The sequence below is a fragment of the Bradyrhizobium sp. IC4059 genome (genome assembly GCF_020193615.1).
Lineage (GTDB): Bacteria > Pseudomonadota > Alphaproteobacteria > Rhizobiales > Xanthobacteraceae > Bradyrhizobium > Bradyrhizobium yuanmingense.
Genome location: NZ_JADYVH010000001.1, coordinates 355025 through 378428, shown reverse-complemented (window position 1 = coordinate 378428; position 23404 = coordinate 355025). Strand labels below are relative to the sequence as shown.

At 65.9% G+C, this 23404-nt stretch carries 18 protein-coding genes, 1 other RNA gene and 1 pseudogene; 4 read left to right on the top strand and 16 right to left on the bottom strand.

Translation table 11 applies throughout. The features are described 5' to 3' along the window. Window positions 1–112: 112 nt before the first annotated feature. The 9 genes from ftsW to rsmH all read right to left on the bottom strand — a co-directional run bounded on the left by ftsW (window position 113) and on the right by rsmH (window position 10426). Window positions 113–1264 (bottom strand): putative lipid II flippase FtsW, encoded by a 1152-nt coding sequence (ftsW, locus tag I6F12_RS01775; protein WP_225136864.1) that lies wholly within the window; start codon window positions 1262–1264, stop codon window positions 113–115. A gap of 101 nt (window positions 1265–1365) precedes the next feature. Further along, window positions 1366–1659: a hypothetical protein gene (locus I6F12_RS01770; protein ID WP_036003531.1), complete on the bottom strand. Its 294-nt coding sequence runs from the start codon at window positions 1657–1659 to the stop codon at window positions 1366–1368. Between the two features lie 30 nt (window positions 1660–1689). After that, window positions 1690–3090 (bottom strand): UDP-N-acetylmuramoyl-L-alanine--D-glutamate ligase, encoded by a 1401-nt coding sequence (gene murD, locus I6F12_RS01765; protein ID WP_225155371.1) that lies wholly within the window; start codon window positions 3088–3090, stop codon window positions 1690–1692. Window positions 3091–3097: 7 nt separating this feature from the next. Next, the gene (gene mraY / locus I6F12_RS01760; protein WP_036003524.1) at window positions 3098–4201 is read right to left on the bottom strand and encodes a phospho-N-acetylmuramoyl-pentapeptide-transferase; all 1104 of its coding nucleotides are present in this window, start codon (window positions 4199–4201) and stop codon (window positions 3098–3100) included. A gap of 138 nt (window positions 4202–4339) precedes the next feature. Further along, on the bottom strand, window positions 4340–5722 hold the full coding sequence (murF, locus tag I6F12_RS01755) for a UDP-N-acetylmuramoyl-tripeptide--D-alanyl-D-alanine ligase (RefSeq protein WP_225155370.1): 1383 nt from the start codon (window positions 5720–5722) through the stop codon (window positions 4340–4342). Beyond that, on the bottom strand, window positions 5719–7191 hold the full coding sequence (locus I6F12_RS01750) for a UDP-N-acetylmuramoyl-L-alanyl-D-glutamate--2,6-diaminopimelate ligase (protein WP_225155369.1): 1473 nt from the start codon (window positions 7189–7191) through the stop codon (window positions 5719–5721). The genes murF and I6F12_RS01750 overlap by 4 nt, the downstream gene beginning before the upstream one ends. Window positions 7192–7277: 86 nt before the next feature. After that, complete coding sequence (locus tag I6F12_RS01745) at window positions 7278–9044, bottom strand: penicillin-binding protein 2 (RefSeq protein ID WP_225155368.1); 1767 nt, start codon at window positions 9042–9044, stop codon at window positions 7278–7280. Beyond that, a complete protein-coding gene (locus I6F12_RS01740; protein WP_036028375.1) occupies window positions 9041–9433 on the bottom strand; it encodes a hypothetical protein in 393 nt (130 codons plus the stop codon). The genes I6F12_RS01745 and I6F12_RS01740 overlap by 4 nt, the downstream gene beginning before the upstream one ends. Before the next feature lie 3 nt (window positions 9434–9436). Next, window positions 9437–10426: a 16S rRNA (cytosine(1402)-N(4))-methyltransferase RsmH gene (gene rsmH, locus I6F12_RS01735; RefSeq protein ID WP_225155367.1), complete on the bottom strand. Its 990-nt coding sequence runs from the start codon at window positions 10424–10426 to the stop codon at window positions 9437–9439. 441 nt (window positions 10427–10867) lie between these two features. Between rsmH and I6F12_RS01730 the strand changes: the two genes are divergently transcribed. Next, window positions 10868–11728 (top strand): N-acetylmuramoyl-L-alanine amidase, encoded by an 861-nt coding sequence (locus I6F12_RS01730; RefSeq protein WP_225112578.1) that lies wholly within the window; start codon window positions 10868–10870, stop codon window positions 11726–11728. 123 nt (window positions 11729–11851) lie between these two features. On the opposite strand, the gene I6F12_RS01725 is transcribed toward I6F12_RS01730, so the two are convergent. Both I6F12_RS01725 and I6F12_RS01720 read right to left on the bottom strand, forming a co-directional pair. Beyond that, window positions 11852–13081 (bottom strand): RNA polymerase sigma factor, encoded by a 1230-nt coding sequence (locus tag I6F12_RS01725; RefSeq protein ID WP_225155366.1) that lies wholly within the window; start codon window positions 13079–13081, stop codon window positions 11852–11854. Window positions 13082–13218: 137 nt separating this feature from the next. Continuing rightward, window positions 13219–13572 carry a YciI family protein gene (locus I6F12_RS01720; RefSeq protein WP_158284423.1) on the bottom strand — a complete coding sequence of 118 codons (354 nt, stop codon included), beginning with the start codon at window positions 13570–13572 and terminating at the stop codon, window positions 13219–13221. A gap of 148 nt (window positions 13573–13720) precedes the next feature. Here I6F12_RS01720 and rnpB point away from each other — a divergent pair. Then, an RNA gene (gene rnpB / locus I6F12_RS01715) (RNase P RNA component class A) lies at window positions 13721–14151 on the top strand. A gap of 202 nt (window positions 14152–14353) precedes the next feature. Here rnpB and I6F12_RS01710 read toward each other — a convergent pair. Both I6F12_RS01710 and I6F12_RS01705 read right to left on the bottom strand, forming a co-directional pair. Continuing rightward, a complete protein-coding gene (locus tag I6F12_RS01710) occupies window positions 14354–15067 on the bottom strand; it encodes an alpha/beta hydrolase (RefSeq protein WP_225155365.1) in 714 nt (237 codons plus the stop codon). 68 nt (window positions 15068–15135) lie between these two features. Next, entirely contained in the window at window positions 15136–15603 is a 468-nt protein-coding gene (locus I6F12_RS01705) for a DUF983 domain-containing protein (protein WP_225155364.1), read from the bottom strand. Between the two features lie 49 nt (window positions 15604–15652). Here I6F12_RS01705 and I6F12_RS01700 point away from each other — a divergent pair, with 49 nt between their 5' ends. Beyond that, window positions 15653–17023, top strand: coding sequence for a PLP-dependent aminotransferase family protein (locus tag I6F12_RS01700; RefSeq protein WP_225155363.1), 1371 nt, complete (start codon window positions 15653–15655; stop codon window positions 17021–17023). Between the two features lie 363 nt (window positions 17024–17386). Then, window positions 17387–18130 carry a sulfite exporter TauE/SafE family protein gene (locus I6F12_RS01695; protein ID WP_225155734.1) on the top strand — a complete coding sequence of 248 codons (744 nt, stop codon included), beginning with the start codon at window positions 17387–17389 and terminating at the stop codon, window positions 18128–18130. A gap of 66 nt (window positions 18131–18196) precedes the next feature. Here the strand turns inward: I6F12_RS01695 and I6F12_RS01690 are convergent. The 3 genes and pseudogenes from I6F12_RS01690 to I6F12_RS01680 form a co-directional block, all read right to left on the bottom strand. Next, window positions 18197–19528: pseudogene (locus tag I6F12_RS01690) on the bottom strand (MATE family efflux transporter); the annotation flags it as partial. 55 nt (window positions 19529–19583) lie between these two features. Then, a complete protein-coding gene (locus I6F12_RS01685) occupies window positions 19584–21383 on the bottom strand; it encodes an ABC transporter ATP-binding protein (RefSeq protein WP_036003502.1) in 1800 nt (599 codons plus the stop codon). 349 nt (window positions 21384–21732) lie between these two features. Further along, window positions 21733–23319, bottom strand: a complete 1587-nt coding sequence (locus tag I6F12_RS01680; protein ID WP_225155362.1) for a DHA2 family efflux MFS transporter permease subunit — start codon at window positions 23317–23319, stop codon at window positions 21733–21735. Window positions 23320–23404: the final 85 nt, after the last annotated feature.

Genomic DNA, 23404 nt, shown 5'->3' with positions numbered 1-23404 from the left:
AGGGAGTTTTACAGGGTCTTTCTCGTCATTGCGAGCGAAGCGAAGTAATCCAGACCACCTCCGCGGAGACAGCCTGGATCGCTTCGTCGCTTCGCTCCTCGCAAATGACGGCTCACGCGTAACTGCGCATCGCCTCGGCGTGGCCGCTCGCCTCGACCTCGGTGCGCGGGCGCAGCCGCGTCAGCGCCAGCATCATGCCTATGCCATAGGCGAGCGAGACCATCGAGGAGCCGCCATAGGAGATGAAGGGCAGCGTCATGCCCTTGGCGGGGATGAGCTGCAGGTTCACCGACATGTTGATCGCCGCCTGCACGCCGAACAGGATCGCGAGCCCGGAGGCCGCAAAGCGCGAGAACATGTCCTCGTTGGCATAGGCGCGCGACAGCGTGCGCATGACGACGAAGGCGAACAGCGCCAGCATCGCAAGGCACAGGATGATGCCGAACTCTTCGCCCGCGACCGCGAAGACGAAGTCGGTGTGGCTGTCCGGCAGGCTGCGCTTGGCGATGCCCTCGCCCGGTCCGAGCCCGAACCAGCCGCCGTTGTAGAAAGCCTCCATGGCGGTATCGACCTGGAAGGTGTCGCCGGAGGCCGGGTTCATGAAGCGCTTGATGCGCCCCGCGACGTGCGGAACGAACAGATAGGCGCTGAACAGGCCGGCCGCGCCGAGACCTGCGAGGCCGATCACCCAGATCATCCGCATGCCCGCGATGAAGAACAGCGAGCCCCACACCATCAGGACCAGCATGGTCTGGCCGAAATCCGGCTCCATCACCAATAGCGCGACCAGCATCAGCAGCAGCACCACCGCCATCGAGGTCGCCGGCATCTCCGGGCGCCTCGTCGATTCCGCGAACAGCCAGGCCGCGATCACGACGAAGGACGGCTTTGCAATCTCGGAGGCCTGGATGTTGACGCCGAGCAGCGTGATCCAGCGGCGCGAGCCCTTCACCTCCGGGCCGAAGGCGAGCGTGAGCACGATCAGGACGATGCTCGCCGCGAAGATGATCAGCGCCGAGCGGCGGATCGCGCGCGGCGACAGGAAGGACACCCCGAGCAGCACGATGCAGGACGGCACCAGGAACAGCACGTGGCGGCTGAAGAAATGGAAGGCATCGAGCCCGATGCGGGTCGCAACCGGCGGGCTCGCCGCCAGCGACAGGATCACCCCGGTCAGCATCAGCCCCAGGATGGCGCCCATCAGCGGCTTGTCGACGGTCCACCACCACTCGGAAAAGGGGGTGCGTTCTTCACGGGAGAGCATGGGCGGCCGCTTTCGGACAGAGGTCCGTTCATTGGTCGCCGAGGTTGGTTACCGGGAGGTTAAAGGGACGGGTAACTTTTGAGCGAAGCGTTGGTGCCGGGCTACGAACCGGGAGCCCTGACGAATCGATAGGGTATGCCGCCAAACGCCAGAGTGAGAACGCCATCCTCGGCGAATGAGAACTGGGTTCGTTCAACTTGTGGAGCTGAGGGCTGGTCGGTGACAATCGTCGAGCCCTCCACCCGATATCGAAGATTGATGATTTGTCGCTTGTCGTGCTCACGAATTGTGTAGCGCAGCCCACCGCTCTCATCGAACTCGAGCAGGACATTTCCCAGGCGGGCTAGCGCCAGTTCATCGGTCTCGTCTACAAGCCAGGCGCCTACCAGAGTCACTATGTCATTCAATCGTTGGTGTCGGTGTCCTCACACCACCGGCTGCACACCCGGCAGCGCCTGCACCAGTTCGCGGAACTTGGTGCCGCGGATCTCGAAATTGCGGTACTGGTCGAAGGAGGCGCAGGCGGGCGACAGCAGCACGACGGCATCGGTGAGGCCAGAGGCTTCCGCATCGCGGGCCGCGTGTTCGACCGCAACGTCCAGGGTCTGGCTGATCTCGTGCCCGACCTGTGTGCCCAGCGTGCCCGAAAACTCCTGCGCGGCTTCGCCGATCAGATAGGCTTTGCGGATGCGCGGGAAGAACCCGGTCAGGCTCGTAATGCCGCCGGCCTTCGGCTTGCCGCCGGCAATCCAGAAGATGTCGGCGAAGGACGACAGCGCATGCGCGGTGGCGTCCGCGTTGGTGCCCTTGGAATCGTTGACGAACAGCACGTTGCCGCGGCGCCCGACCTGCTCCATGCGATGCGCCAGGCCCGGAAAGCTGCGCAGGCCGTTCTGCAGCACGTCCTGGCTGATGCCCATTGCGAGCGCGGCAGCAGCCGCGCAGGCCGCGTTTTGCGCGTTGTGCTGGCCGCGCAGCGAGCCGATGCCACCGAGCGCGGCGACCTCGCTGCGGGCGCCGCCCGCGGCGCGCACGATGATGCCGTGCTCGACGTAAATGCCCGACGCGAGCGGATTCTTGACCGAGATGCGCACCACGTTCTTGCCGGCGCGGTCGAGCCGGTCGGCGATATCGCGGCAATAGCCGTCATCGACGCCGACGATCGAGGTGCCGCCGCCTTGCACACCGGCAACGAGGCGTTCCTTCACCGCGGCGTAATGCTCGATCGTGCCGTGGCGGTCGATGTGGTCCTCGCTGACATTGAGCAGGATGCCGACGGAGGGATCGAGCGAGGGCGTGAGGTCGATCTGGTAGGACGACATCTCGATGACGTGGACGCGGCCCGTGCGCGGCGGCTCCAGCGACAGGATTGCGGTGCCGATATTGCCGCCCATCTGAGTGTCGTAGCCGGCGACCTTGGTCAGATGCGCAATCAGCGCCGTCGTGGTCGACTTGCCGTTGGTGCCGGTGATGGCGACGAACGGCGCGTCCGGCGCATGGCGGCGCCGCTCACGGCAGAACAGCTCGATGTCGCCGATCACCTCGACGCTTGCCTCGCGCGCCTTCAACACGCTCCAATGCGGCACCGGATGGGTCAGCGGCACGCCGGGCGCGAGCACCAACGCGGCGAACTGCGCCCAGGAGACGTTGCGCAAGTCCGCGGTGATGAAGCCGGCCTGCGCGGCCTTGGCGACGTTCTCGGCATTGTCGTCGGCCGCGATCACTTCGGCCCCGCCGGCCTTCAACGCATGGCAGGAGGCGAGCCCCGAGCCGCCGAGGCCGAACACCGCGACCGTCTTGCCGGCGAAGGACGTGACGGGGATCATCGATCGGTCACCGCAGCTTCAGCGTCGAGAGGCCGGCGAGCGCCAGCATCACCGAGATGATCCAGAATCGGATCACGATCTGCGGCTCGGTCCAGCCCTTCTGCTCGAAGTGATGGTGGATCGGCGCCATCGCGAACACGCGCTTGCCCGTGAGCTTGAAGGACACGACCTGCACGATGACCGAAACCGCCTCGAGCACGAACAATCCGCCGATCACCGCGAGCACGATCTCGTGCTTCACCGCGACCGCGATCGCGCCGAGCATGCCGCCGAGCGCGAGCGAGCCGGTGTCGCCCATGAAGATCGAGGCCGGCGGCGCGTTGAACCAGAGGAAGCCGAGGCCGGCGCCGAGCAACGCGCCGCAGAGCACCGCGAGCTCGCCGGTGCCTGCGACATATTTGATCTGGAGGTAGTCGGCGAACACCAAGTTGCCGGTGAGATAGGCGATCATCGCGAAGCTCGCGGTGGCGATCATCACCGGCACGATGGCGAGGCCGTCGAGGCCGTCGGTGAGGTTCACCGCATTGCCGGCGCCGACGATGACGAAGGCGCCGAAGACGACGAAGAACCAGCCAAAATGCAGCACGGTATCCTTCAGGAAGGGAATCGTCAGCGCGGTGGAGGCGGGATCGCGGTTGAGCCGCACCAGCGCATAGCAGGCGACCAGCGCAATCACGGCTTCGATCAGGAGGCGCAGCTTGCCGCCGAACCCGGTCGTGGTCTGCTTGGTCACCTTGAGGTAATCATCATAGAAGCCGACGAAGCCGAAGCCGAGCGTCACCGCCAGCACGATCCAGACATAGGGGTTGAGCGGATTGGCCCACAGCACGGTGCCGACCGTGAGCCCGGACAGGATCATCAGCCCGCCCATGGTGGGCGTGCCCTTCTTGGAAAGATGCGATTGCGGACCGTCGGTGCGGATCGGCTGGCCCTTGCCCTGACGGATGCGCAAGTGATCGATGATCCAGGGGCCGAACAGGAACACGAACAGCGCGCCAGTGACGATGGCGCCGCCGGTGCGGAAGGTGATGTAGCGGAAGACGTTCAGGAAGGTGCGAAAGGCACCGAAGCCCGGAAATGTGTTGGAAAGCTCGATCAGCCAGTAAAACATTCAGACGGTCCTATAGCGCCTTTGCACGTCCAGGTGCCTCAAGCGCATTCGCTGGTCTTCGTCATGGGCCGCGTTTCGGGAAACGGACGGCCTCCTGCCGCAAAGGATGGGATTCGGGAACGGCGCCTTCCAAGCAGTTTACGCCTTTGCCTGCAAGGCGGCCACCAGCCCCGGCACAAACTTGTTGACCCAGAACATCTTCTTGCTGCCCTTGACAACCACGACGTCGCCTGCCTTCAGCAGGTTTGCGACATCGGCCGGTTTCAGCGTGGCGGGATCGTCATGCCAGCCGAGCCCCTTGCCCGACGGCAATGTGTCAAACAGGTGGCGCATCAGCGGCCCGACGCAATAGACGCCGTCGATGCCGTCGAGATATTTGGCCAGGCCGGTGTGATAGCTCGGCGCGTCCGCGCCGAGCTCGAGCATGTCGCCGAGAACCGCGATGCGGCGGCCGCCGCTCATGTTGCGCGCCTGCAGGCTTTGCAGCGCCGCCGCCACGCTGGCCGGATTGCCGTTGAAGCTGTCGTCGATCACCGTGACGTCGCCGACCACCTGCTCGACGCCGCGGCCGGTCATGATGCCGACGCGGTCGAGCTTGACCGCGAGCGTCGCGACGTCGAGATGCGCGGCATGAACGGCGGCGAGCGCGGCCAGCGCATTGTGCACCCGGTGCGGCGCGCCGGGGGTGAGGCTGAAGGCGATCTCCTTCCTGCCGATCGCGGCCACGACCTGCCAGCTCTCGCCGTGCGGCGCGTGCGCGACCTCGTGCACCTCGGCATGCTCGCCGCCGAAGCGCACGACCTTGCCCTTCCACTCGGAGGCCTTGATTCCGGCGGGTAGCACCAGCACGCCGTTCTCGGGCAGTCCGAGCGCGATCGATACCTTCTCGCGCCGGATGGCCTCGAGCGAGCCGAGCTTTTCCAGATGCACCGGCTGAACGTTGACGACCAGCGCGACGGTCGGCTGCGTGAGCTCGCTCAATCGCGCGATCTCTCCCTTCTGGTTCATGCCCATCTCGACGACCCAGAGGCTGGCGTCCCGCCTGGCATTGCACAGCGTCAGCGGCACGCCCCAGAAATTATTGAAGCTCGAGGGGCTCGCATAGGCGTTCGGATAGGCGGCGAGAAATTCCTTGGTGCTGGTCTTGCCGGCGCTGCCGGTAAGCCCGATCACCGGGCCATTGAAGCGCGCGCGTGCGGCGCGCGCGAGGCCCCAGAGGCCGTCGATCAGCGTGTCCTTGACCACGATCTGGGGGATGCGGATGCCCGCGATCTCGTGCGGCACGATCATCGCCACTGCGCCTGCGGCTTCCGCCTTGTCGGCGAACTCCCAGCCGTCGCGCGCGCTGGCGAAAGCCGAGATGAAGCCGCCGCTCGGCGTGCCGCTCAGCGCAACGAACAGGCTGCCCGGCTTCACCAGCCGGCTGTCCTGGGTGACGAGATCGATTGCCGTCTCCGGGAACGATCCGGCGACGCCCAGCGCGCGCGCGACCTCGGCAACCGTCCATATTGGCCCGCTCATGCAACCCTCGACGCTAGTGCGGCGGCGACCGCCTCGTGATCACTGAAAGGCAGCACCTCGCCGCCGACGATCTGCCCGGTCTCGTGGCCCTTGCCGGCGATGAGCAGCGCATCGCCCTCCTGCAAGTCCTCGATCGCGGCGCGGATCGCCTCGGCGCGGTCGCCGATCTCGCGGGCGCCCTTGGCGGCGGCGAGGATCGCGGCGCGGATCGCTTCCGGCTTCTCGCTGCGCGGATTGTCGTCGGTGACGATGACGGCGTCGGCGTTCGCCGCCGCGATCTCGCCCATGATCGGACGCTTGCCGGCATCGCGGTCGCCGCCGGCGCCGAACACGACGACCAGCTTGCGCTTCGCATAAGGCCGCAGCGCCTGCAGCGCCTTCGCGAGCGCATCGGGCTTGTGCGCATAATCGACGAAGATCGGCGCGCCGTTGCGCTCGCCGACGCGCTCGAGCCGGCCCTTGGCGCCTTCGAGATGTTCGAGGCTCGCAAACACGTTTTCAGCATCGCTGCCCGTGCCGATGGCGAGGCCGGCCGACACCAGCGCATTCTCGATCTGGAATTCGCCGACCAGCGGCAGCCGGATCGCGTGAGCCCTGCCGCGATGTTCGACCGTAAGCTTTTGCGAGAAGCCTTCGACTACGGCCTCCGTGAGGCGAATGCCCTCGCCGGCGCCATCGCCGTTGCGGCCGACCGCCATGACGCGCAGGCCGCGCGATGTTGCCGCATCGATCGCCTCCGCCGAGCAATCATGATCGGCCGAGATCACCGCCGCGCCATCAGGCGGCACCAGCTCGCGGAACAGGCGGAGCTTAGCCGCGAGGTAATGCGCAACGGTCGGATGGTAATCCATGTGGTCGCGCGAGAGATTGGTGAAGCCGCCGGCCGAGATCCGCACACCGTCGAGGCGATATTGGTCGAGCCCGTGCGAGGACGCCTCGAAGGCGAGATGCGTGACGCCCTCGCGCGCGATCTCGTCGAGCTGCCGGTGCAGCGCGATCGGATCCGGCGTGGTCAGCGAGCCATAGACCGTGCGCTTCTGCGATACCAGACCGATGGTGCCGATGCTGGCGGAGGCGTGCCCAAGCCGCTCCCAGATCTGGCGCGTGAACGCGGCGACCGAGGTCTTGCCGCTGGTTCCGGTCACCGCGGCAATCGTCGCGGGCTGTGCCGGGAAAAATCTGGCCGCGGCAAGTGCCAACGCGCGGCGTGGATTGGCGACAGCGATGAACGGCACCTTGCAGGCGTCCGGTGCATGGTCGCCGACGACGGCCACCGCGCCCGCCGCAATCGCGGCATCGACGAAGCGGGCGCCGTCGGTCTTGCTGCCTGCGAGCGCGAAGAAGAGATCGCCCGGCTTGACCACGCGGCTGTCGAGCGCAAGGCCGCTCACCTCGAGCGCCGCAGCGGCGGGCTCGATCGCGGCATCATTGCCCTTGACATCCTGACCCAAGAGGTCGCGCAGCTTCATGGTGTTCCAGTCGACATGCCGTGCCGGAAAGCCGAATCCTCCGGGGAAAATCCCGACTCAGCAGCGGCGATGGCCCACCCGGTTGATTACTGGGTTGTCCTGGATGCTGCAAGAATAAGGCGCTCCGCAGGCGGCAGCTCGAACCGCGGCTCGACCCCCAGAAGCGGCGCGATCCGCTCGATCACCTTGCCGCCGGTCGGCACCGCGTTCCAGCCCGAGGTGATGAAACCATGCGTTTCCGGCAGTGCCTGCGGCTCGTCCAGCATGATCAGGACGTGATATTTGGGATCATCGCAGGGCAGGATGGCGGTGAAGGAGTTGAGCACGCGCTTCTTGGCGTAGCGGCCGTTGACGACCTTCTCGGACGTGCCGGTCTTGCCGCCGACGTAGTAGCCCTTGACGTCCGCCTTTCTCGCCGAGCCGACCTCGGCATTGAGCCGCATCAGGAACCGCATTTTGTCGCTGGTCTCCGGCTTGATGACGCGCTTGGCCAACGCCGCAGCTTCGGATTCGCTGCGCTTCATGAATGTCGGCGGAATCAGATAGCCGCCGTTCACCAGCGCGTTGATGCCCATCACCGCCTGCAACGGCGCCACCGACAGGCCCTGGCCGAACGCGGCGGTGACCGTGTTCAGCTCGCTCCAGCGCCGCGGCAGCAGCGGCGCCGCACTCTCCGGCAATTCGGTGCGCAGCCGCGTCGTCTGGCCCAGCTTGGCGAGGAACGCCTTGTGCGCCTCGACACCCTGGTTGAGCGCAATCCGTGCCGCCCCGATGTTGGACGAGTAGGTGAACACTTCCTTGGTGTTGATGAAGCGCCCGACCGGATGGCTGTCGTGGATCGTGAACTTGCCGTAATGCAGGTTTCCGCGCGCGTCCCACATCGAGTTCAGATTGATCTTGCCGGAATCGAGCCCCATCGCCAGCGTAAACGCCTTGAAGGTCGAGCCCATCTCGTAGACGCCGGTGGTGAGGCGGTTGATGCGGTCGGGGTCGTGCGCTTCCTTCGGATTGTTGGGATCGAAGTCCGGCAGCGAGACCATCGCCACGATCTCGCCGGTCTTGACGTTTGAGACGATGCCTGACGCGGCCTTGGCGCGGAACTTGTCCTTGGCCTTCAACAGCTCGTCGCGCAGCGCATGCTCGACGCGCAGATCGACCGCGAGCTCGATCGGCTTCTGCAACCGGTCGGTGGCAAAGCCGGCGCGGTGGAGGTCGGCGAGCCCTTGATTGTCGAGCCACTTCTCGAGGCCGGCGATGCCCTGGTTGTCGATATTGACGAGACCGATGAGGTGAGCGACCTCGTTGCCGGTCGGATAGACGCGCTTGTTCTCGCGCAGGAATCCGATACCAGGAATGCCGAGCTTGTGGACGGCCTGCTGCTGCGCCGGCGTGACCTCGCGCTTGAGCCAGACGAAGCCCTTGCGTGTCCTTAGGCGCTCGCGCACCTCGGCCTCGTCGAGGTCGGGAATGGTCGCGGTGAGGAGCTCGATCGCCTCGTCCTTGTCGATGATGCGGCGCGGCTCGCCGAACAGGCTCGCCGCCTTGACGTCGGTCGCAAGGATGGCGCCGTTGCGATCGACGATGTCGGGCCGCGCGGTCGCAACCACCTCTTGCGCTGCGGCGCGGCGCGCGCTGTGGGCGTCGGCGCCGATCGCGAACATCACGAGCCGCCCGCCGATCAGGGCATAGACCGAAGCGAAGGCGAGCATGGCGAGGCCGACACGCGCGCGCGCCTTCGCGGCGCGATCGACGTTGCGCCCGTAGAGCAGGCTTCGGATCAGCCGCCGCCGCCACGGCTCAGTCGGCTTTTCGGCCAGCTTTTGGGCGGGTTTTGCAGGCGTTGCCGGGCTCATTGCTTGTCCTCGCGCTGAGGCACGGAGCCCGTCACCGCATCAGGGTCGCTCGCGGCTTCGATGGTCTTGAGCATGGCCCCGATCGGATCGGGCTCGCCCGGCCTGAACATCCGGGGCGGACGCTCCGGCAGGCTCTTCAGCGAATCATATTGCGTGCCGTTGACCGGCTTGAGGTGCAGATGCCGGTCGGACAGGCCCTGCAGCCGATGCGGCGCATCGAGCTTGGCCCATTCGGCCCGCAGCCCCGCGATCGCATCGCGCTGCTCGCGGATTTCCGCACGCAGCCGCAGCACCTTCTCGGTGCGCGCCGTGGAGTCCATCTTGATCCGGTAGACATGGGCGGCTGCGAAGATCAGCGCACCGATGACGAGGAGGTGGATGATGCGCATGCGCTAGCCGCCCCTCATCACGTCGGCGAGCTTCGGCCAGGACGATGCCTCATCGGTCTCATGCGCCGGCGCCGCGGTGCGCTCGGCGGCGCGCAGCTTTGCCGAGCGGGCGCGCGGATTGTGCGCAACTTCGTCCTCGCCGGCGACGACCGGCCGCCGCGTCAGCAGCTGGAAGCTCGGCGCAATCTGCGCGACTTCCGGCAGATGCCGCGAGCCGCCGCCGGTCTTGGAACGCTCGGAGAGGAAATTCTTGACGATGCGGTCTTCCAGCGAATGGAACGAGACGACGACGAGGCGGCCGCCGGGCTTGAGCACGCGCTCGGCCGCAGCGAGCGCGGTCTGGAGCTCCTCGAGCTCTTCGTTGACGAAGATGCGCAGCGCCTGGAACGTCCGTGTCGCCGGGTGAATGTCGCCGGGCTTCGATCGCACCACCCTGCCGACGAGATCGGCGAGCGCGCGCGTGGTCGTGAACGGAGTTTCCTGCCGGTCCGCCACGATGGCGCGGGCGATGCGACGCGAATGCCGCTCCTCGCCGAAGAGATAGATAATGTCGGCGAGATCGCCTTCCGAGGCGCGCGCGACGATGTCGGCCGCGGTCGGACCTGTCTGCCCCATCCGCATGTCGAGCGGACCGTCGAGGCGGAAGGAGAAGCCGCGGCCGGCCTGGTCGAGCTGCATCGAGGATACCCCGACATCCATCACGACGCCGTCGACAACATCGACGCCTTGCGCCGCGCAGACTTCGGCGAGGTTGGAGAAGCGGTCCTCGACCAGCGTCAGCCGGCCCGCGGCGCGTTCGACCAGTTCGGCGCCGCCGGCAATCGCGGTGCGGTCGCGATCGATGGCAATCAGTCGGGTTCCCGGCACGTCCAGGATCGCGCGGCTATAGCCGCCGGCGCCGAACGTGGCATCGACGTAGACGCCGCCCTCGCGCGGGGCGAGATGCGCGATGGCCTCACGGCCAAGAACGGGGATGTGCGGAACCGAACTCATGCGCGACGCCTGCCGGCCGCCGGCCGAAATACCCGAGTGGAATCGAGGCCGAACAAGCCCATAACGCCTCGAATCATTGCGCGTCGCGGCGGTTCCACGACAAAGCCCCCGTCCAGCATGGTTACCAAGCCCGATCGTCCCGGGCCACAAACCCAGTGTTCCCAGCGGAATTTGTCGGGCAGCCATGGGATTTCGAGCCAAAATACGCTTTGGCCGCCTCCGGACGCGGGTCGGCTCTTCATCCCTCAGTAACGGCCCTTAGCGTTAAGAAAGCGTTGCTCGGTTCGAGAGAAGTGGAAAAGGCGATGAGGGGAGTGATGCGTCATCCACACACATCGCCAAAATGAATCCGTTAACCGCGTCGCGCGATTGCGCGCGATGGAGGGTAAAGGAATAGTAAAGAGAAGGGCTTGCCCCACTCTCCGTCCGTTTGAGCTGCTCATGCCCTCGGGTTCGTCCACGGCTGGATCTGATTCGAAGCGTCAACGCGTTCTCCCGGTTCCCAAGACCGTGGCGGGCCTGCGCACCTTCGAGCCCGATTCCTCGATCGTCTCCGACATCATCCCCTCCCCGAACCATGGCGAGCGCAACAAGGGACGGCAGCCGGACATGATCGTGCTGCACTACACCGGCATGCCCGACGTCGAGGGCGCGCTGGCGCGCCTGTGCACCGCCGGCACCGAAGTGTCGGCGCATTATGTCGTGCTGGAGGACGGCCGCATCGTGCAATGCGTGCCTGAGGCCAAGCGTGCCTGGCACGCCGGCGTCTCCTCTTGGGCCGGCGAGGACGACGTCAACTCCTGCTCGATCGGAATCGAGATCATCAATCGCGGCCATGACTGGGGCTATCCGGAGTATCCGCTGCGCCAGATTGCCGCCGTGATCGCGCTGTGCCGCGGCATCATGCTCCGCCGCAAGGTGCCGGCGCACCGGGTGCTCGGCCATTCCGACGTCGCGCCCGCCCGCAAGAAGGATCCCGGCGAGAAGTTTCCGTGGCATTCGCTGGCCAATTCCGGCGTCGGCCACTGGGTGACGCCCGCGCCGATCGTCCGCGGCGAGACTCTCATGCTCGGCACCATCAGCGACGCGGTGCTGAGCATGCAGCAGGCGCTGGCAAGATACGGCTATGGCGTGCCCCTGAACGGCAAGTACGACGCTGCGACGATGGAAGTCGTCACCGCCTTCCAGCGCCATTTCCGCCCGGCGCGGCTGGACGGCGTCGCCGATCACTCGACGCTGTCGACCTTACAGGCGCTGCTGGCGAGCTTGCCGGCGGAAGGAACGCCGGTGGCGTCGACATAGCAGACGTCTTCCGAGAACGTGACCTCTTGCTCCGTCATGCCCGGGCTTGTCCCGGGCATCCACGTCCTGCCTCCACGCATGACGAACGTGGATGGCCGGGACAAGCCCGGCCATGACGGAAACTCAATCCATCTCCCTCATCCTTCGCGCATAGAGCCTTCGCAACGGCTCGAGCTGCGTCGCCACCGTCGCCGCACGATAGGCCTCGCGCGCCTCCTCCGTCCTGCCGAGCCGCCGCAACAGATCCGCGCGCACGGCGGGCAACAGCTCATAGCCGCGAAGCCCGCCGCGCGCGGCGATCGCATCGACGAGATCGAGCGCTCGTGCCGGCCCATCGACCATCGACAGCGCCGCGGCGTGATTGAGCTCGATCACGGGCGACGGATTGATGCGCAGCAGCACCTCGTACAGCCCCGCAATCTGCGGCCAGTCGGTCTCCTCGAAGCTCGGCGCACGCGCATGCAGCGCCGCGATCGCGGCCTGCACCGCATAGGGTTGTGGCCGGCCCGGCACGCGCAGCGCGTGCTCCACCAGCCGCAGCCCCTCGTCGATCTGCGCGCGGTGCCACAGCGAGCGGTCCTGCTCTTCGAGCAGGACGATGTCGCCGGCCGGCGTCTGTCGCCCGGCGCGGCGCGCGTCGTGCAGCAGCATCAGGGCCAGCAGGCCCTTGATGCCGGCGCGGTCGGGCATCAGCCGGTTCAGCAGGCGGCCAAGCCGGATGGCTTCGCTCGCCAGATCAGGCCGCATCAAGTCCGCGCCCTCGGTTGCGACATAGCCTTCGGTGAAGACGAGATAGATCACGGCGAGCACGCCATCGAGCCGCGGCGCCAGCATCTCGCGTTCCGGCACCTCATAGGGGATTCCGGCAAGCCTGATCTTCTGCTTGGCGCGGACGAGCCGTTGCGCCATCGCCTCCTCGCCGACGAGGAAGGCGCGTGCCACCTGCGCCGTCGACAGTCCGCACACGGTGCGCAGCGTCAGCGCGACCTGCACCTCGGGCGCGAACGCGGGATGGCAGCAGGTGAAGATCAGCCGCAGCATGTCGTCGTCGAGCGTTGCTGTCGGCTCGTCCGGGCCCAGCGCGTTGAGCTCGAGCTCGTGCACCAGCGCCTGCTGCTTGCCGCGGAACACAGCCTGACGGCGGATGCGATCGATCGCCTTGTGCTTGGCGACGTTGACGAGCCAGGCGCGCGGATTGTCGGGGACCTCACACGCCCAGCGTTCCAGCGCGACCGCGAACGCATCCTGCAGCGCGTCCTCGGCGAGATCGAAATCGCCGACGAGACGGATCAGCGTGGCTAGCGCCCGCCCCGCCTCGTCGCGGAAGATTTTGTCGATCTCGCCAGGGGTCATGTCACGCGATCACCCCCTCTCGTCATTCCGGGGCGCGGCAAAGCCGCGAGCCCGGAATCCATAACCACGATTCGGGGATATGGATTCCGGGCCTGCGCCTTGCGGCGCATCCCGGAATGACGAAGGTGAGAGAGCCGTCACTTCTCATAGACCCAGATCGGCCGCACCTCGATCGAGCCGATGCGTGCGCTCGGAATCCGCGCCGCGATCTCGATGGCGGCGTTGAGATCCTTGGCTTCGATCAGGTAATAGCCGCCGAGCTGCTCGCGCGTTTCCGCGAACGGACCATCGGTCGTCAGCGTCTTTCCGTCGCGCACGCGCACCGTTGTCGCGGTCGTGGTCGGCTGCAAGCGGTCGCCGGCCTTGAAATTGCCGTTCTGGATGATGTCTTGCGTGAAGGATTGATAGTCGGCCAGGATCTTCTGGCTGGTCGCCGCGTCGATCTTCGCGTACTCGACCTCGTTCTGATAGATCATCAGCAGATATTGCATTGCTTCACTCCTGTGTTCGGCTGTGTTGCCGACAACCAGTCGAACGGGCGGCGCGCCAAACGACATCTTCAGGATAAAATATTTCGGGCGGGCCGTGCGCGGCGATATCGGCTTGACGAAACCGTCACAAATGCCCATGCGTTATCAGTCAGTCGGCCGGACGGCCGCTCCGGCAGGTGCCGAAAGGCCGCCGGGGAGGAAAGTCCGGGCTCCCTTGACATGCGGTGCCGGATAGCGTCCGGCGGGGGTGACCCCAGGGAAAGTGCCACAGAGAACGAACCGCCCGCCTTCGCCCTTCGGGGCTTCGGCGCGGTAAGGGTGAAAAGGTGCGGTAAGAGCGCACCGCGGCGCCGGCAACGGAGCCGGCATGGCAAACCCCACCGGGAGCAAAACCGAATAGGGACGGCTTAAGCGGGCTGTTCGCGAAAGCGATAACGCCGCGGGGCGATGTCAGGCCCGCCGTCCGGGTAGGTTGCTCGAGGCCATGTGCGAACACGGTCCCAGAGGAATGGCCGTCACGTATCGTTCGCGCAAGCGGACGGTGCCCTACAGAACCCGGCTTACAGGCCGGCTGATGTGCGACGAGGGGTTCGGTGCCACCGCATCGGACCCCTCACCATTTTGGCCGATCACCTCGCCAGCCAACCGCCGTCATTCCGGGGCTCGCGAAGCGAGAGCCCGGAATCCATCAGGCGACCGGCGCGGAGGAGAAATGGATTCTCAGATGCGCAATTGCGCATCGTAGCTCGTGCTGCGCACGCCCCGGAATGACGGCTGCGACCTATGCGACGATCTCGTCCAACACCGCCATCAACGCCTCCGGCGCCGTCACATTCGGCGCGTGGCTAGCGTCGAGCTCGACATAGCGCCAGCCCTCCTCGCTCTTCGTGCGCTGGGCAAACTGCCCGAACACATCGCCGGGCGGAAGGCGCGTGCAGTAGATGTAGCTGCGCGGCACCGCCGGCTCGCCATGTTCGACCCTCAGGCGCGTCTCGAAGCATTTGATCGGCATCGGGACGCGGCGCGCATTGAGCCAGTCGAGATCGGCCTGCGCCGTGTCCGGCGGCGGCGGGTTCGGCGGGATGCGATAGCCGTCGCCCGAGCTGACTGCCCTGCGCATCTGCTCGCGCCCGCCCTCGTTGAGGTCGAACAGCGACTGGCCGTCACGCGGCACGAAGGCGTCGAGGTAGATCAGCTGCGTCACGCGCTCGCGCGCGCGGTCGGCGACCCCGGTCGCAACCATGCCGCCATAGCTGTGGCCGAGCAGCACGATGTCGCTGAGGTCCTCGAAAGCGATGACGTTGAGGATGTCCTGGATATGCGTGTCGAGACCGATCGATGGATTGGCCAGATGCGCGCGCTCGCCGAGCCCGGTGTAGGTCGGCGCCACCAGGCGGTGGCCGGCCTGCGCCATCAGCGGGTGCATCTTCTTCCAGGCCCATCCGCCGGACCATGCGCCATGACAGAGCAGGAAGGTCTTCGCGCGCAGGGCCATCGGCGTTTCCATCATTCTTGCTTGATACGATGGAGTGTAGCGGCTGGCCGCGCGATGTAAACGCCGCCTCAGGCCGCGCGCGTGTTCTTCACCAGCACAGGCGCAAGCTCGCCGGCCTCGCGCCGCAGCTTGCTCGCCTCGAAACCGTGCATGCCGAGCTGCCATTGCAGTCCGACGATGGCGCCCTTGGTCGGTTGCAGCAGCGCGAGCGAGGCGAACAGCGTTACCGGCAGCCATACCGCGAGCTGCAGCCATTCCGGCGGCGCGTAGGCGGTCTCGACCGCGAGGATTGCCGGCACCACGAGATGGCCCACCACCACCATCACGAGATAGGCAGGAAAGTCGTCGGCGCGCTGGTGGAACAGCTCCTCGCCGCAATGGTCGCAAGCCTGCGTCGCTTTCAGGAAGCGGCCGAACATGTGCCCTCCCCCGCAATTCGGACATCTGCCGCTGAAGCCGCGCCACATCGCCTTGGCCAGAGAGACCGTCGCCGGAGAGACAGACATGACCACACCTCTTCCTTTTCGATGATCCATACAGTAATATCTTGCATCCATACATTCAAAGGTTATGGGCCTAAATTGCATGGAATGGATCCCTACAATCTCGGAGCTTTCCGGCCCGCGCTACCAGCGCATCGTCGACGCCATGGAGGCCGACATTGCCGCCGGCAGGCTGGTGCGCGGTCAGCAGCTGCCGACGCAGCGCGCGCTGGCAAAGGCCCTCGGCATCGACCTCACGACGGTGACGCGCGCCTACACCGAGGCGCGGCGCCGGGGCATCATGGAAGCCAGGGTCGGACAGGGCTCGTTCGTGTCGGAGACCAGCGCGCGGCGCGCGGTCGACCTGCCGCACCCAGTCGCGATCGACCTGTCGATGAACGTGCCGCCGCACCCGCTGGAGGCGCAGCTCGACGAGCGCATCATCACGGGGCTCGAAGCCTTGCGCGCGCAATCGGGCCTGACGGCGTATCTCAACTACCAGCCGCCCGGCGGCAGCGCGCATGAACGCGAGGTCGCGGCGCGCTGGATGCGCGCCCGCGTTCCGCATGCGCAGGCCGACAGGCTGGTGATCTTTCCCGGCGCCCAGACGATCCTCTTCAACCTGCTCGCCCATCTTGCGCGCCCCGGCGACACCGTGCTGACCGAAGCGCTCACCTTCCCCGGCATCAAGGCCGCCGCGGCACTGCTCGGTGTCAAGCTCGTCGGTGTCCCCATGGATGAGGACGGCATCCTGCCGGATGCGCTGGCAAAGGCGTGCCGCGTGCATACGCCGAAAGCCGTCTATCTCATTCCGACGCTGCACAATCCGACCACGGCGACGCTTTCCGCCGAGCGGCGCGGCACTATTGCGAAGATCATCCGCGATGCCGGCACCATCCTGATCGAGGACGATGCCTACGGGCTGCTCGACCGCTCGGCCTCGCCGATCGCGAACCTCATTCCGGAGCGGACTTATCTTGCAACGACGCTGTCAAAATGCATCGCGCCGGCGCTGCGTGTTGCCTATCTGGTGACGCCCGACAGCGGCGCCCAGCGGGACATGCGCACCTCCTTGCAGGCGACCGTGCAAATGCCGGCGCCCTTGATGGTCGCGCTGGTGACGCATTGGATCGAAAACGGCATCGCCGATCGCATCATCAGCGCCATCCGCAACGAAGCGGTCGGGCGCCAGCAGCTCGCGCAACGCGCGCTGAAAGGCTTTCAGTTCCTCGCCAGGCCCGCGGCGCATCATCTCTGGCTGCGGCTGCCGGAGGAGCGGCCCGATCTTGCCGCACATCTGCTGCGGAACGGGCTTGCCGTCGTCGCCGGCGATGCCTTCACCGTCGACGGGGCACCGCAGCATGCGGCACGCGTCTCGCTCGGCGCGGCCCGGAACAGATCGGAATTGACGGAAGCGCTGCGTATCCTGGTCGGCGCGCTGCACAAGCCTGCCGATACGAGGCAGATCGTCTAAAGCGGAAATGGCTTCCTTCACCTCTCCCGCTTGCGGGAGAGCATAGGCCGCCTTCGGCGGCCGTCCTCCAAGAACGCCGAGGCGAAGCCTCGGCTTTGCCGAAGGCGCGGGTGAGGGCTTTCTCCTCTTGGGGATTGTCCCGTTGTGGAGACACCCTCTCCCAACCCTCTCCCGCAAGCGGGAGAGGGAGCGCACCTCCCTCGTAGCAATCGAGCTATATTCATCGCACTTTAGATCACCGACGGTGAAGCGCCCGCAGAGCACGCTTGCATGCGGCATGGATTGACCTCGATGGCGGCAGGCATGTTATGCGAGCCGTGCGATCAACCGTTCGGGGTCGCCCCTTGCGACAAGGACAATCCGTTGGAAACGCTCACCTACGTCCTGCTGCTGCTCGGCGCGCTCGCCGGCGGCTTCGTCTCGGGACTGGCCGGTTTCGGCACGGCGCTGATGGCACTCGGCATCTGGCTCTACGTGCTGCCGCCCTCGCTCGCGGTGCCCCTGGTGCTGATCTGCTCGGTCATCGCGCAGACCTCGACGCTGCCCTCGATGTGGAAGAATTTCGATCTCTCGCTGGTCTGGCCGTTCCTGATCGGTGGACTGATTGGCGTGCCGCTCGGGACCATGATGGTCGCCTCCGCGGACCCGGAGGTGTTCAGGCTGAGCGTCGGCGTGCTGATCCTGATCTTTTCGAGCGCACTGTATCTGAACAAGAGGCCGCTCGCGATCAAGATCGGCGGCCGGATCGCAGACGGTGCGATCGGCTTTGCCGGCGGCATTCTGGGCGGACTTGCCGGATTGTCCGGCCCGCTGCCGATCCTGTGGGCCAACATCCGCGGCTGGAACAAGCACGAGCGGCGCGGCATCTTCCAACTCTTTAACTTCACGGTGCTCGCCACCGCGCTGGCGTTGCAGACGGCATCAGGTCTCGTCGCCCTCAAGGTGGTCTGGCTCGCGGCCGTCGCGTTTCCGGGCACGCTGATCGGCGCATGGGCGGGCGCGCGCGTCTACCATGCGCTGAACGACAAGCATTTCGGCGATGTCGTGCTCGGCCTCTTGTTTCTGTCGGGCCTGACGCTCGTCTGGAACAGCCTTGGCGCGCATTAAAGCGCCGCGAACTCGCGGGAGGTCACTTTCGCTACGCGGGAGCACGGGCGCAGCCTGGTCCCGCGGCGCGAAGCGCTTGCCGAACTCGCGGCGCAGCAGCCACAGGCTCAAGCCGGCCTGCAGCGTCGTCGCCGCGATCGAAAGATACCAGACGTGCTCGATGCGGAATCCGGGTCGCGTCGACAGCCAGAGCACCGGCAGCGAATAGGTGAGCACGCGCGTCATCGAGCTCAGCAGCACAGGCTTGGTGTTGCCGAGGCCCTGGAACATGCTCGAGCAGGTGAAGATGAGCCCCTGCGCCACCATGTTGAGCGAGATGATCCGCAGGAACAGGTAGGCGATCTCCATCGTCTCCCGGTCGTTGGAGAATCCCGCCAGCAGCAGCTCCGGCTTCAGCTGCGCGAGGATCATGAAGCCGACCGCCACGATGGAGGTGATCAGCACCGATTTGACGAAAGTCTCTCGCACCCGCGCGGCGTCGCCAGCGCCGAAATTCTGGCCGGCGATTGGCCCGGCCGCCAGTGCAACCGCGAGCGCCGGCATCTGGATGAGGGCGAGGACGCGCTGACCGATACCGAATCCTGCCTGTGCCGCCGCGCCGAAGTCGCGCAGCACGTAGTAGACTACCGCCATGAAGATAAACATCATTGCGAACTCGCCGCCGGCCGGCAGACCGACATTGAGGATGCGCTTGAAGTGGCGTGGTTGCGGACGCCACTGCACCGGATTGAATGCAACGTAGCGCTCGACCTTGCGAAAATACGCCAGCAGCATCAGGACGCCGGCGCCCACCGCGATCGTGCTCGCCAGTCCGGCGCCGGCAACACCGAGCGGATAACCCGTGCCCCAGCCGGAGATCAGGACCGGCGCCAGTGCAATGTTGATGATGACGGCAAGGACCCGCACCAACATGGCGGGTCGCACGATGCCGGTCGCGCTGAGCGCGGAGGCAATGACTTGCATGACGAATTCCAGCGCGAGCGCCGGCATGAACCACAACAGATAAGTGGTCCCCGCCTCGATCGTGGCCTGGTCAGCGGCAATCGAACGCATGTAAGGACGCGACAGCACCGCTCCCATGACCAGGATCAGCAGGCCGAACAGCACCGAGAGCGCGACCGCCTGATTGAAGATCAGATTGGCGTCCCGCCGGTCCTTGCGTCCCACCGCATGCGCAATCAGCGCCACTGTCCCGACGCCGAGCACCTGTATCAGGCCGTTGACGAGAAAGCCGGCATTTCCCGCGGCGGCCACGCCTGCCACTGCGGCATCACCCAGCCCCGACACGAAGTAGAGATCGACCAGCTGGCAGATCATGATCGAGATCATGCCGGCCATGATCGGCGGCGCCATGCTCAGGAAGTGGCTAGCGATGGAGCCGCGCGTCAGGTCTTTCATCTCATTCCATCCCTCGACGCCGTGACGGCGGGACTTCGCCCCGCCGCCGCGCGCCTCACTCCGCTGCTGCGATCTGTCCGAGCTCCACCACCTGACGCTCGAACAGGCCGCGATAGATGCCCCCTTGCTTGGCTGCGAGCACCGTATGCGTGCCCTGCTCGACGATCTCGCCGCGGTCGAACACCAGGATGCGATCGAGGCTCCTCACCGTCGACAGCCGGTGCGCGATCACGATCGAGGTGCGCCCCTTCATCAGCCGCTCCATCGCCTCCTGGATCAGCGCCTCCGATTCCGAATCGAGGCTCGAGGTCGCCTCGTCCAGGATCAGCACCGGCGCATCCGCCAGGAAGGCGCGCGCCAGCGCGACGCGCTGCCGCTCGCCGCCCGACAGCTTGACGCCGCGCTCGCCGACCAGCGTGCCGTAGCCCTTCGGCAGGCGCAGGATGAAGTCATGCGCGTTGGCGAGGCGGGCCGCCTGCTCGATCGCTTCAAGGCTGGCACCGGGCCGGCCATAGGCGATGTTCTCGGCGAGCGTGCGGTGAAACAGGATCGGCTCCTGCTGCACGATCGCGATCTGGCTGCGCAGCGATTGCTGCGTGGCGAGCGCGATATCCTGCCCGTCGATCAGCACGCGGCCGCCGGTGACGTCGTAGAGCCGCTGCACCAGCTTGACGAAGGTGGTCTTGCCGGAGCCGGAGCGGCCGACCAGGCCGACCCGCTCGCCGGCGCGGATCCTGACCGACAAGCCGTCGTACAGCGGCACGCGATGGCCGCCATAGTGGAACGTGACGTCGTCGAACACGATCTCGCCGCCCTCGATCGCGATCGGCCGCGCGTCGGCCGCATCGGCAATGCCGATCGGCTCGTCATGGATCGCCACCAGCTCGTCCATGTCGTTGACCGAGCGCTGGAGGTTGTTGATGTGCATGCCGACGTCGCGCAAATAGGCGTGGATGATGTAGTAGCTGGTCAGCACATAAGTGACGTCGCCGGGCGAGGCGTGACCTGACATCCACAGCAGCACCGATCCGCCGATCACGGACGCGCGCAGGCACAGCAGCAGCGAGAGCTGCGACATCGCCGTGTAATTATAGCGGTACCAGGTCCGCCGCACGCGCACGCGCCAGCGGTTGATGACACCGGCGAGCCGCGTGTCCTCGCGCGACTCCGCGCCGAAGGATTTCACCACGGCATTGCAGGTCAGCGCATCCGCCAACGTGCCGCCGACCTTGGTGTCCCAGGCATTGGAGACGCGGGCCGCCGGCGCGATGTAGCGGGTCGAGAGCACCACCGTGATCGTGACGTAGAAGATCGCCCCGATCGCGATCACCACGCCGAGCGAGGCCCAGTGCATCCCGATCAGGATCATCGAGCCCACCAGCACCAGCAGCGAGGGCGCCAGCGCCATCAGGATGGTGTCGTTGAGCAGGTCGAGCGCCCACATGCCGCGAGTGATCTTCCGCACCGTGGAGCCGGCAAAGGAGTTCGCATGCCAGTCGGTCGAGAAGCGCTGCACGCGGGTGAATGCCTCTTGTGCGACGTCCGACATGGTTTTGAGCGTGAACGGCACGATCGCCTGCAACCCTGCGAGCCGCAGCACCACCGAGGCCGCGCCCAGCGCCACGATGGCGCCGAACGCGACCAGCGCGGCATGGCGCGCATCGGGATCGGACGGTCCGCGGGTCAACGCATCGACCAGATGTCCGGAGAAGACCGGCATGAACAGGTCGGCGACGGTTGCGCCCAACAGGCCGCCGGCCACGACGAGGCCGCGCACCGGCTGCTTCAGCCAGTGCCGGAAGACGAAGGGCAGCACCACGCGAATGGCGGCGGGCTTCTTTGACAGAGCGGTCATGGCATCATCCGGCCGCTTCGCGCGGGCCGGCTCCATCGATGGACGCGAGTCGGCCCGAAGGCCGCGACGGCGTCACGTAAGACTGACTTTGACTTGGGAAACGAAGCGATCGGGACGCTTGGCCAAAACCTTGGCCCAATCGAAGCTGGCGGAAGAGGCCTCTAACAGGCCGCGTACATACCGAGCCAGAACGTGATCGAGGTCATCATCGAGCGCGGGCGTACGATCTGCGATTGCGACGACATCATGCAAATCTCTCCCCGGTTCGAATGAATGAGGTGCGCTTTATAGATGTGTCGCCAGCCGATTGCAACGGGGCTCGCGCGAGATCACGCACGAGTGTTGCAAATTAGTGCGCGTCGCCGGCCGCGCCGAACGGGGAAGCCGGCTTGTTCAGCAGCGCGACCAGCAGGCTGAGACCGAGATAGAACAGCGCCAGCATGAGGAAGACATCGCCGAAGCTCATCACCACGGCCTGACGATGCACGATCTGGCTGAGCTGCTTCATCGCCATCAGCGCGGAATCGCCGAGCCCCTGGAACTTCTGCATCAACATGGTCAGGGTTTCAGTCGCGGTCGCGTTGCCCCAGGTCACCCGCTCCTGCAGGCGGACGATGTGCAGGTCGGTGCGTTCGTTGAGCACGGTGTTGATGACGGCGAGGCCGACCGCGCCGCCGAGATTGCGCATCAGGTTGAACAGGCCGCTCGCGTTCTTCACCTTCTCGGGCGCGAGCGTGCCGAGCGCGATGTTGTTGGTCGGCACCATCGCGAACATCATGCCGATGCCGCGCAGGATTTGCGGCACCAGCAGCTCGTAGAAATCGTATTCGCGCGTGATAAAGGTCATCTGGTAGGAGCCGATCGCGAACACGATGAGGCCGAATGCGATCATGTAGCGCATGTCGACCTTCGCCATGAGCCGGCCGACCAGCGGCGCGACCAGGAACATGGTGATGCCGGAGACGAACATGGTCTCGCCGATCATCAGCGCGCTGTAGCCGCGCACTTCGGCGAGATAGCGCGGGTAGATGTAGGTCAGGCCGTAGAGGCCGATGCCGATGCAGAATTGCAGCGTGCATCCGACGGCGAAATTGCGGTCGGAGAAGGTGCGCAGATTGACGATCGGCTCGGCCGCCGTGAACACGCGCCAGAAGAAGGCGATGGCCGAGAGACCGCTGATCCAGGCGCAGATCGCGACCGACGTGTCCTGCATCCATTGATGTTGCGATCCTTCCTCCAGCACGTATTCCAGCGTGCCGAGGAAGCTCGCCATGAACAATAGGCCCCACCAGTCGAAGCGGTCGAGCAATTCGAAATGCGGCTCGTCGAAATCGACCAGCGCCAGCACACCCAATGTAATGCCGATGCCGGGCACGACGTTGATGAAGAACAGCCAGTTCCACGACATCAGGTCGGTGATGTAGCCGCCGACCGTCGGCCCGATGGTCGGGGCCAGCGTCGCGACGAGGCCGATGATGGGTCCGACGATGTGGAATTTGGTGCGCGGGAAGACGGTGTAGGCCGAAGCGAACACGGTCGGGATCATGCCGGCGCCGAGAAAGCCCTGCAGCGCACGCCAGAGGATCATCTCCTCGATCGTCGTGGCGAAGCCGCAAAGCAGGCTTGCGGCGGTGAAGCCCGCCGCCGAGATCGCGAACAGCAGCCGCGTGCCGAAGGCGCGCGACAGGAAGCCCGACAGCGGGATCGCGATCACCTCGGCGATCAGATAGGCGGTCTGAACCCAGGACACCTCGCTGGAGCTCGCCGACAGTCCGGCTTGGATTTCGTTCAACGAGGCCGAGACGATCTGGATGTCCAGGATCGACATGAACATCCCGAACACCATGATGATGAACGCGAACAGCCGCTTCGGCGCAATGCGCTCCGAAGCGGGATCCGCCATCATGGCAGGTGAAGCGGTGGTGGCGGTGGCCATGTGTCAGCTCGGACTCATCTCACCTCTCCCGCAAGCGGGAGAGGGAGCGCACCTGCATTCGGGGCAGCAGCGCGGCTCATGTCAT

Excerpts from the sequence above, each read along its gene's own strand:
- I6F12_RS01725 (WP_225155366.1), bottom strand. The coding sequence starts at position 13,081 with ATGACCCCTGGCGAGATCGACAAAATCTTCCGCGACGAGGCGGGGCGG.
- I6F12_RS01720 (WP_158284423.1), bottom strand. The coding sequence starts at position 13,572 with ATGCAATATCTGCTGATGATCTATCAGAACGAGGTCGAGTACGCGAAG.
- I6F12_RS01680 (WP_225155362.1), bottom strand. The coding sequence starts at position 23,319 with ATGGCCACCGCCACCACCGCTTCACCTGCCATGATGGCGGATCCCGCT.
- ftsW (WP_225136864.1), bottom strand. The coding sequence starts at position 1,264 with ATGCTCTCCCGTGAAGAACGCACCCCCTTTTCCGAGTGGTGGTGGACC.
- murD (WP_225155371.1), bottom strand. The coding sequence starts at position 3,090 with ATGATCCCCGTCACGTCCTTCGCCGGCAAGACGGTCGCGGTGTTCGGC.
- rsmH (WP_225155367.1), bottom strand. The coding sequence starts at position 10,426 with ATGAGTTCGGTTCCGCACATCCCCGTTCTTGGCCGTGAGGCCATCGCG.
- I6F12_RS01705 (WP_225155364.1), bottom strand. The coding sequence starts at position 15,603 with ATGGATCATCGAAAAGGAAGAGGTGTGGTCATGTCTGTCTCTCCGGCG.
- I6F12_RS01745 (WP_225155368.1), bottom strand. The coding sequence starts at position 9,044 with ATGAGCCCGGCAACGCCTGCAAAACCCGCCCAAAAGCTGGCCGAAAAG.
- I6F12_RS01750 (WP_225155369.1), bottom strand. The coding sequence starts at position 7,191 with ATGAAGCTGCGCGACCTCTTGGGTCAGGATGTCAAGGGCAATGATGCC.
- I6F12_RS01710 (WP_225155365.1), bottom strand. The coding sequence starts at position 15,067 with ATGGCCCTGCGCGCGAAGACCTTCCTGCTCTGTCATGGCGCATGGTCC.
- mraY (WP_036003524.1), bottom strand. The coding sequence starts at position 4,201 with ATGTTTTACTGGCTGATCGAGCTTTCCAACACATTTCCGGGCTTCGGT.
- I6F12_RS01730 (WP_225112578.1), top strand. The coding sequence starts at position 10,868 with ATGCCCTCGGGTTCGTCCACGGCTGGATCTGATTCGAAGCGTCAACGC.
- murF (WP_225155370.1), bottom strand. The coding sequence starts at position 5,722 with ATGAGCGGGCCAATATGGACGGTTGCCGAGGTCGCGCGCGCGCTGGGC.
- I6F12_RS01700 (WP_225155363.1), top strand. The coding sequence starts at position 15,653 with ATGGAATGGATCCCTACAATCTCGGAGCTTTCCGGCCCGCGCTACCAG.
- I6F12_RS01685 (WP_036003502.1), bottom strand. The coding sequence starts at position 21,383 with ATGACCGCTCTGTCAAAGAAGCCCGCCGCCATTCGCGTGGTGCTGCCC.
- I6F12_RS01740 (WP_036028375.1), bottom strand. The coding sequence starts at position 9,433 with ATGCGCATCATCCACCTCCTCGTCATCGGTGCGCTGATCTTCGCAGCC.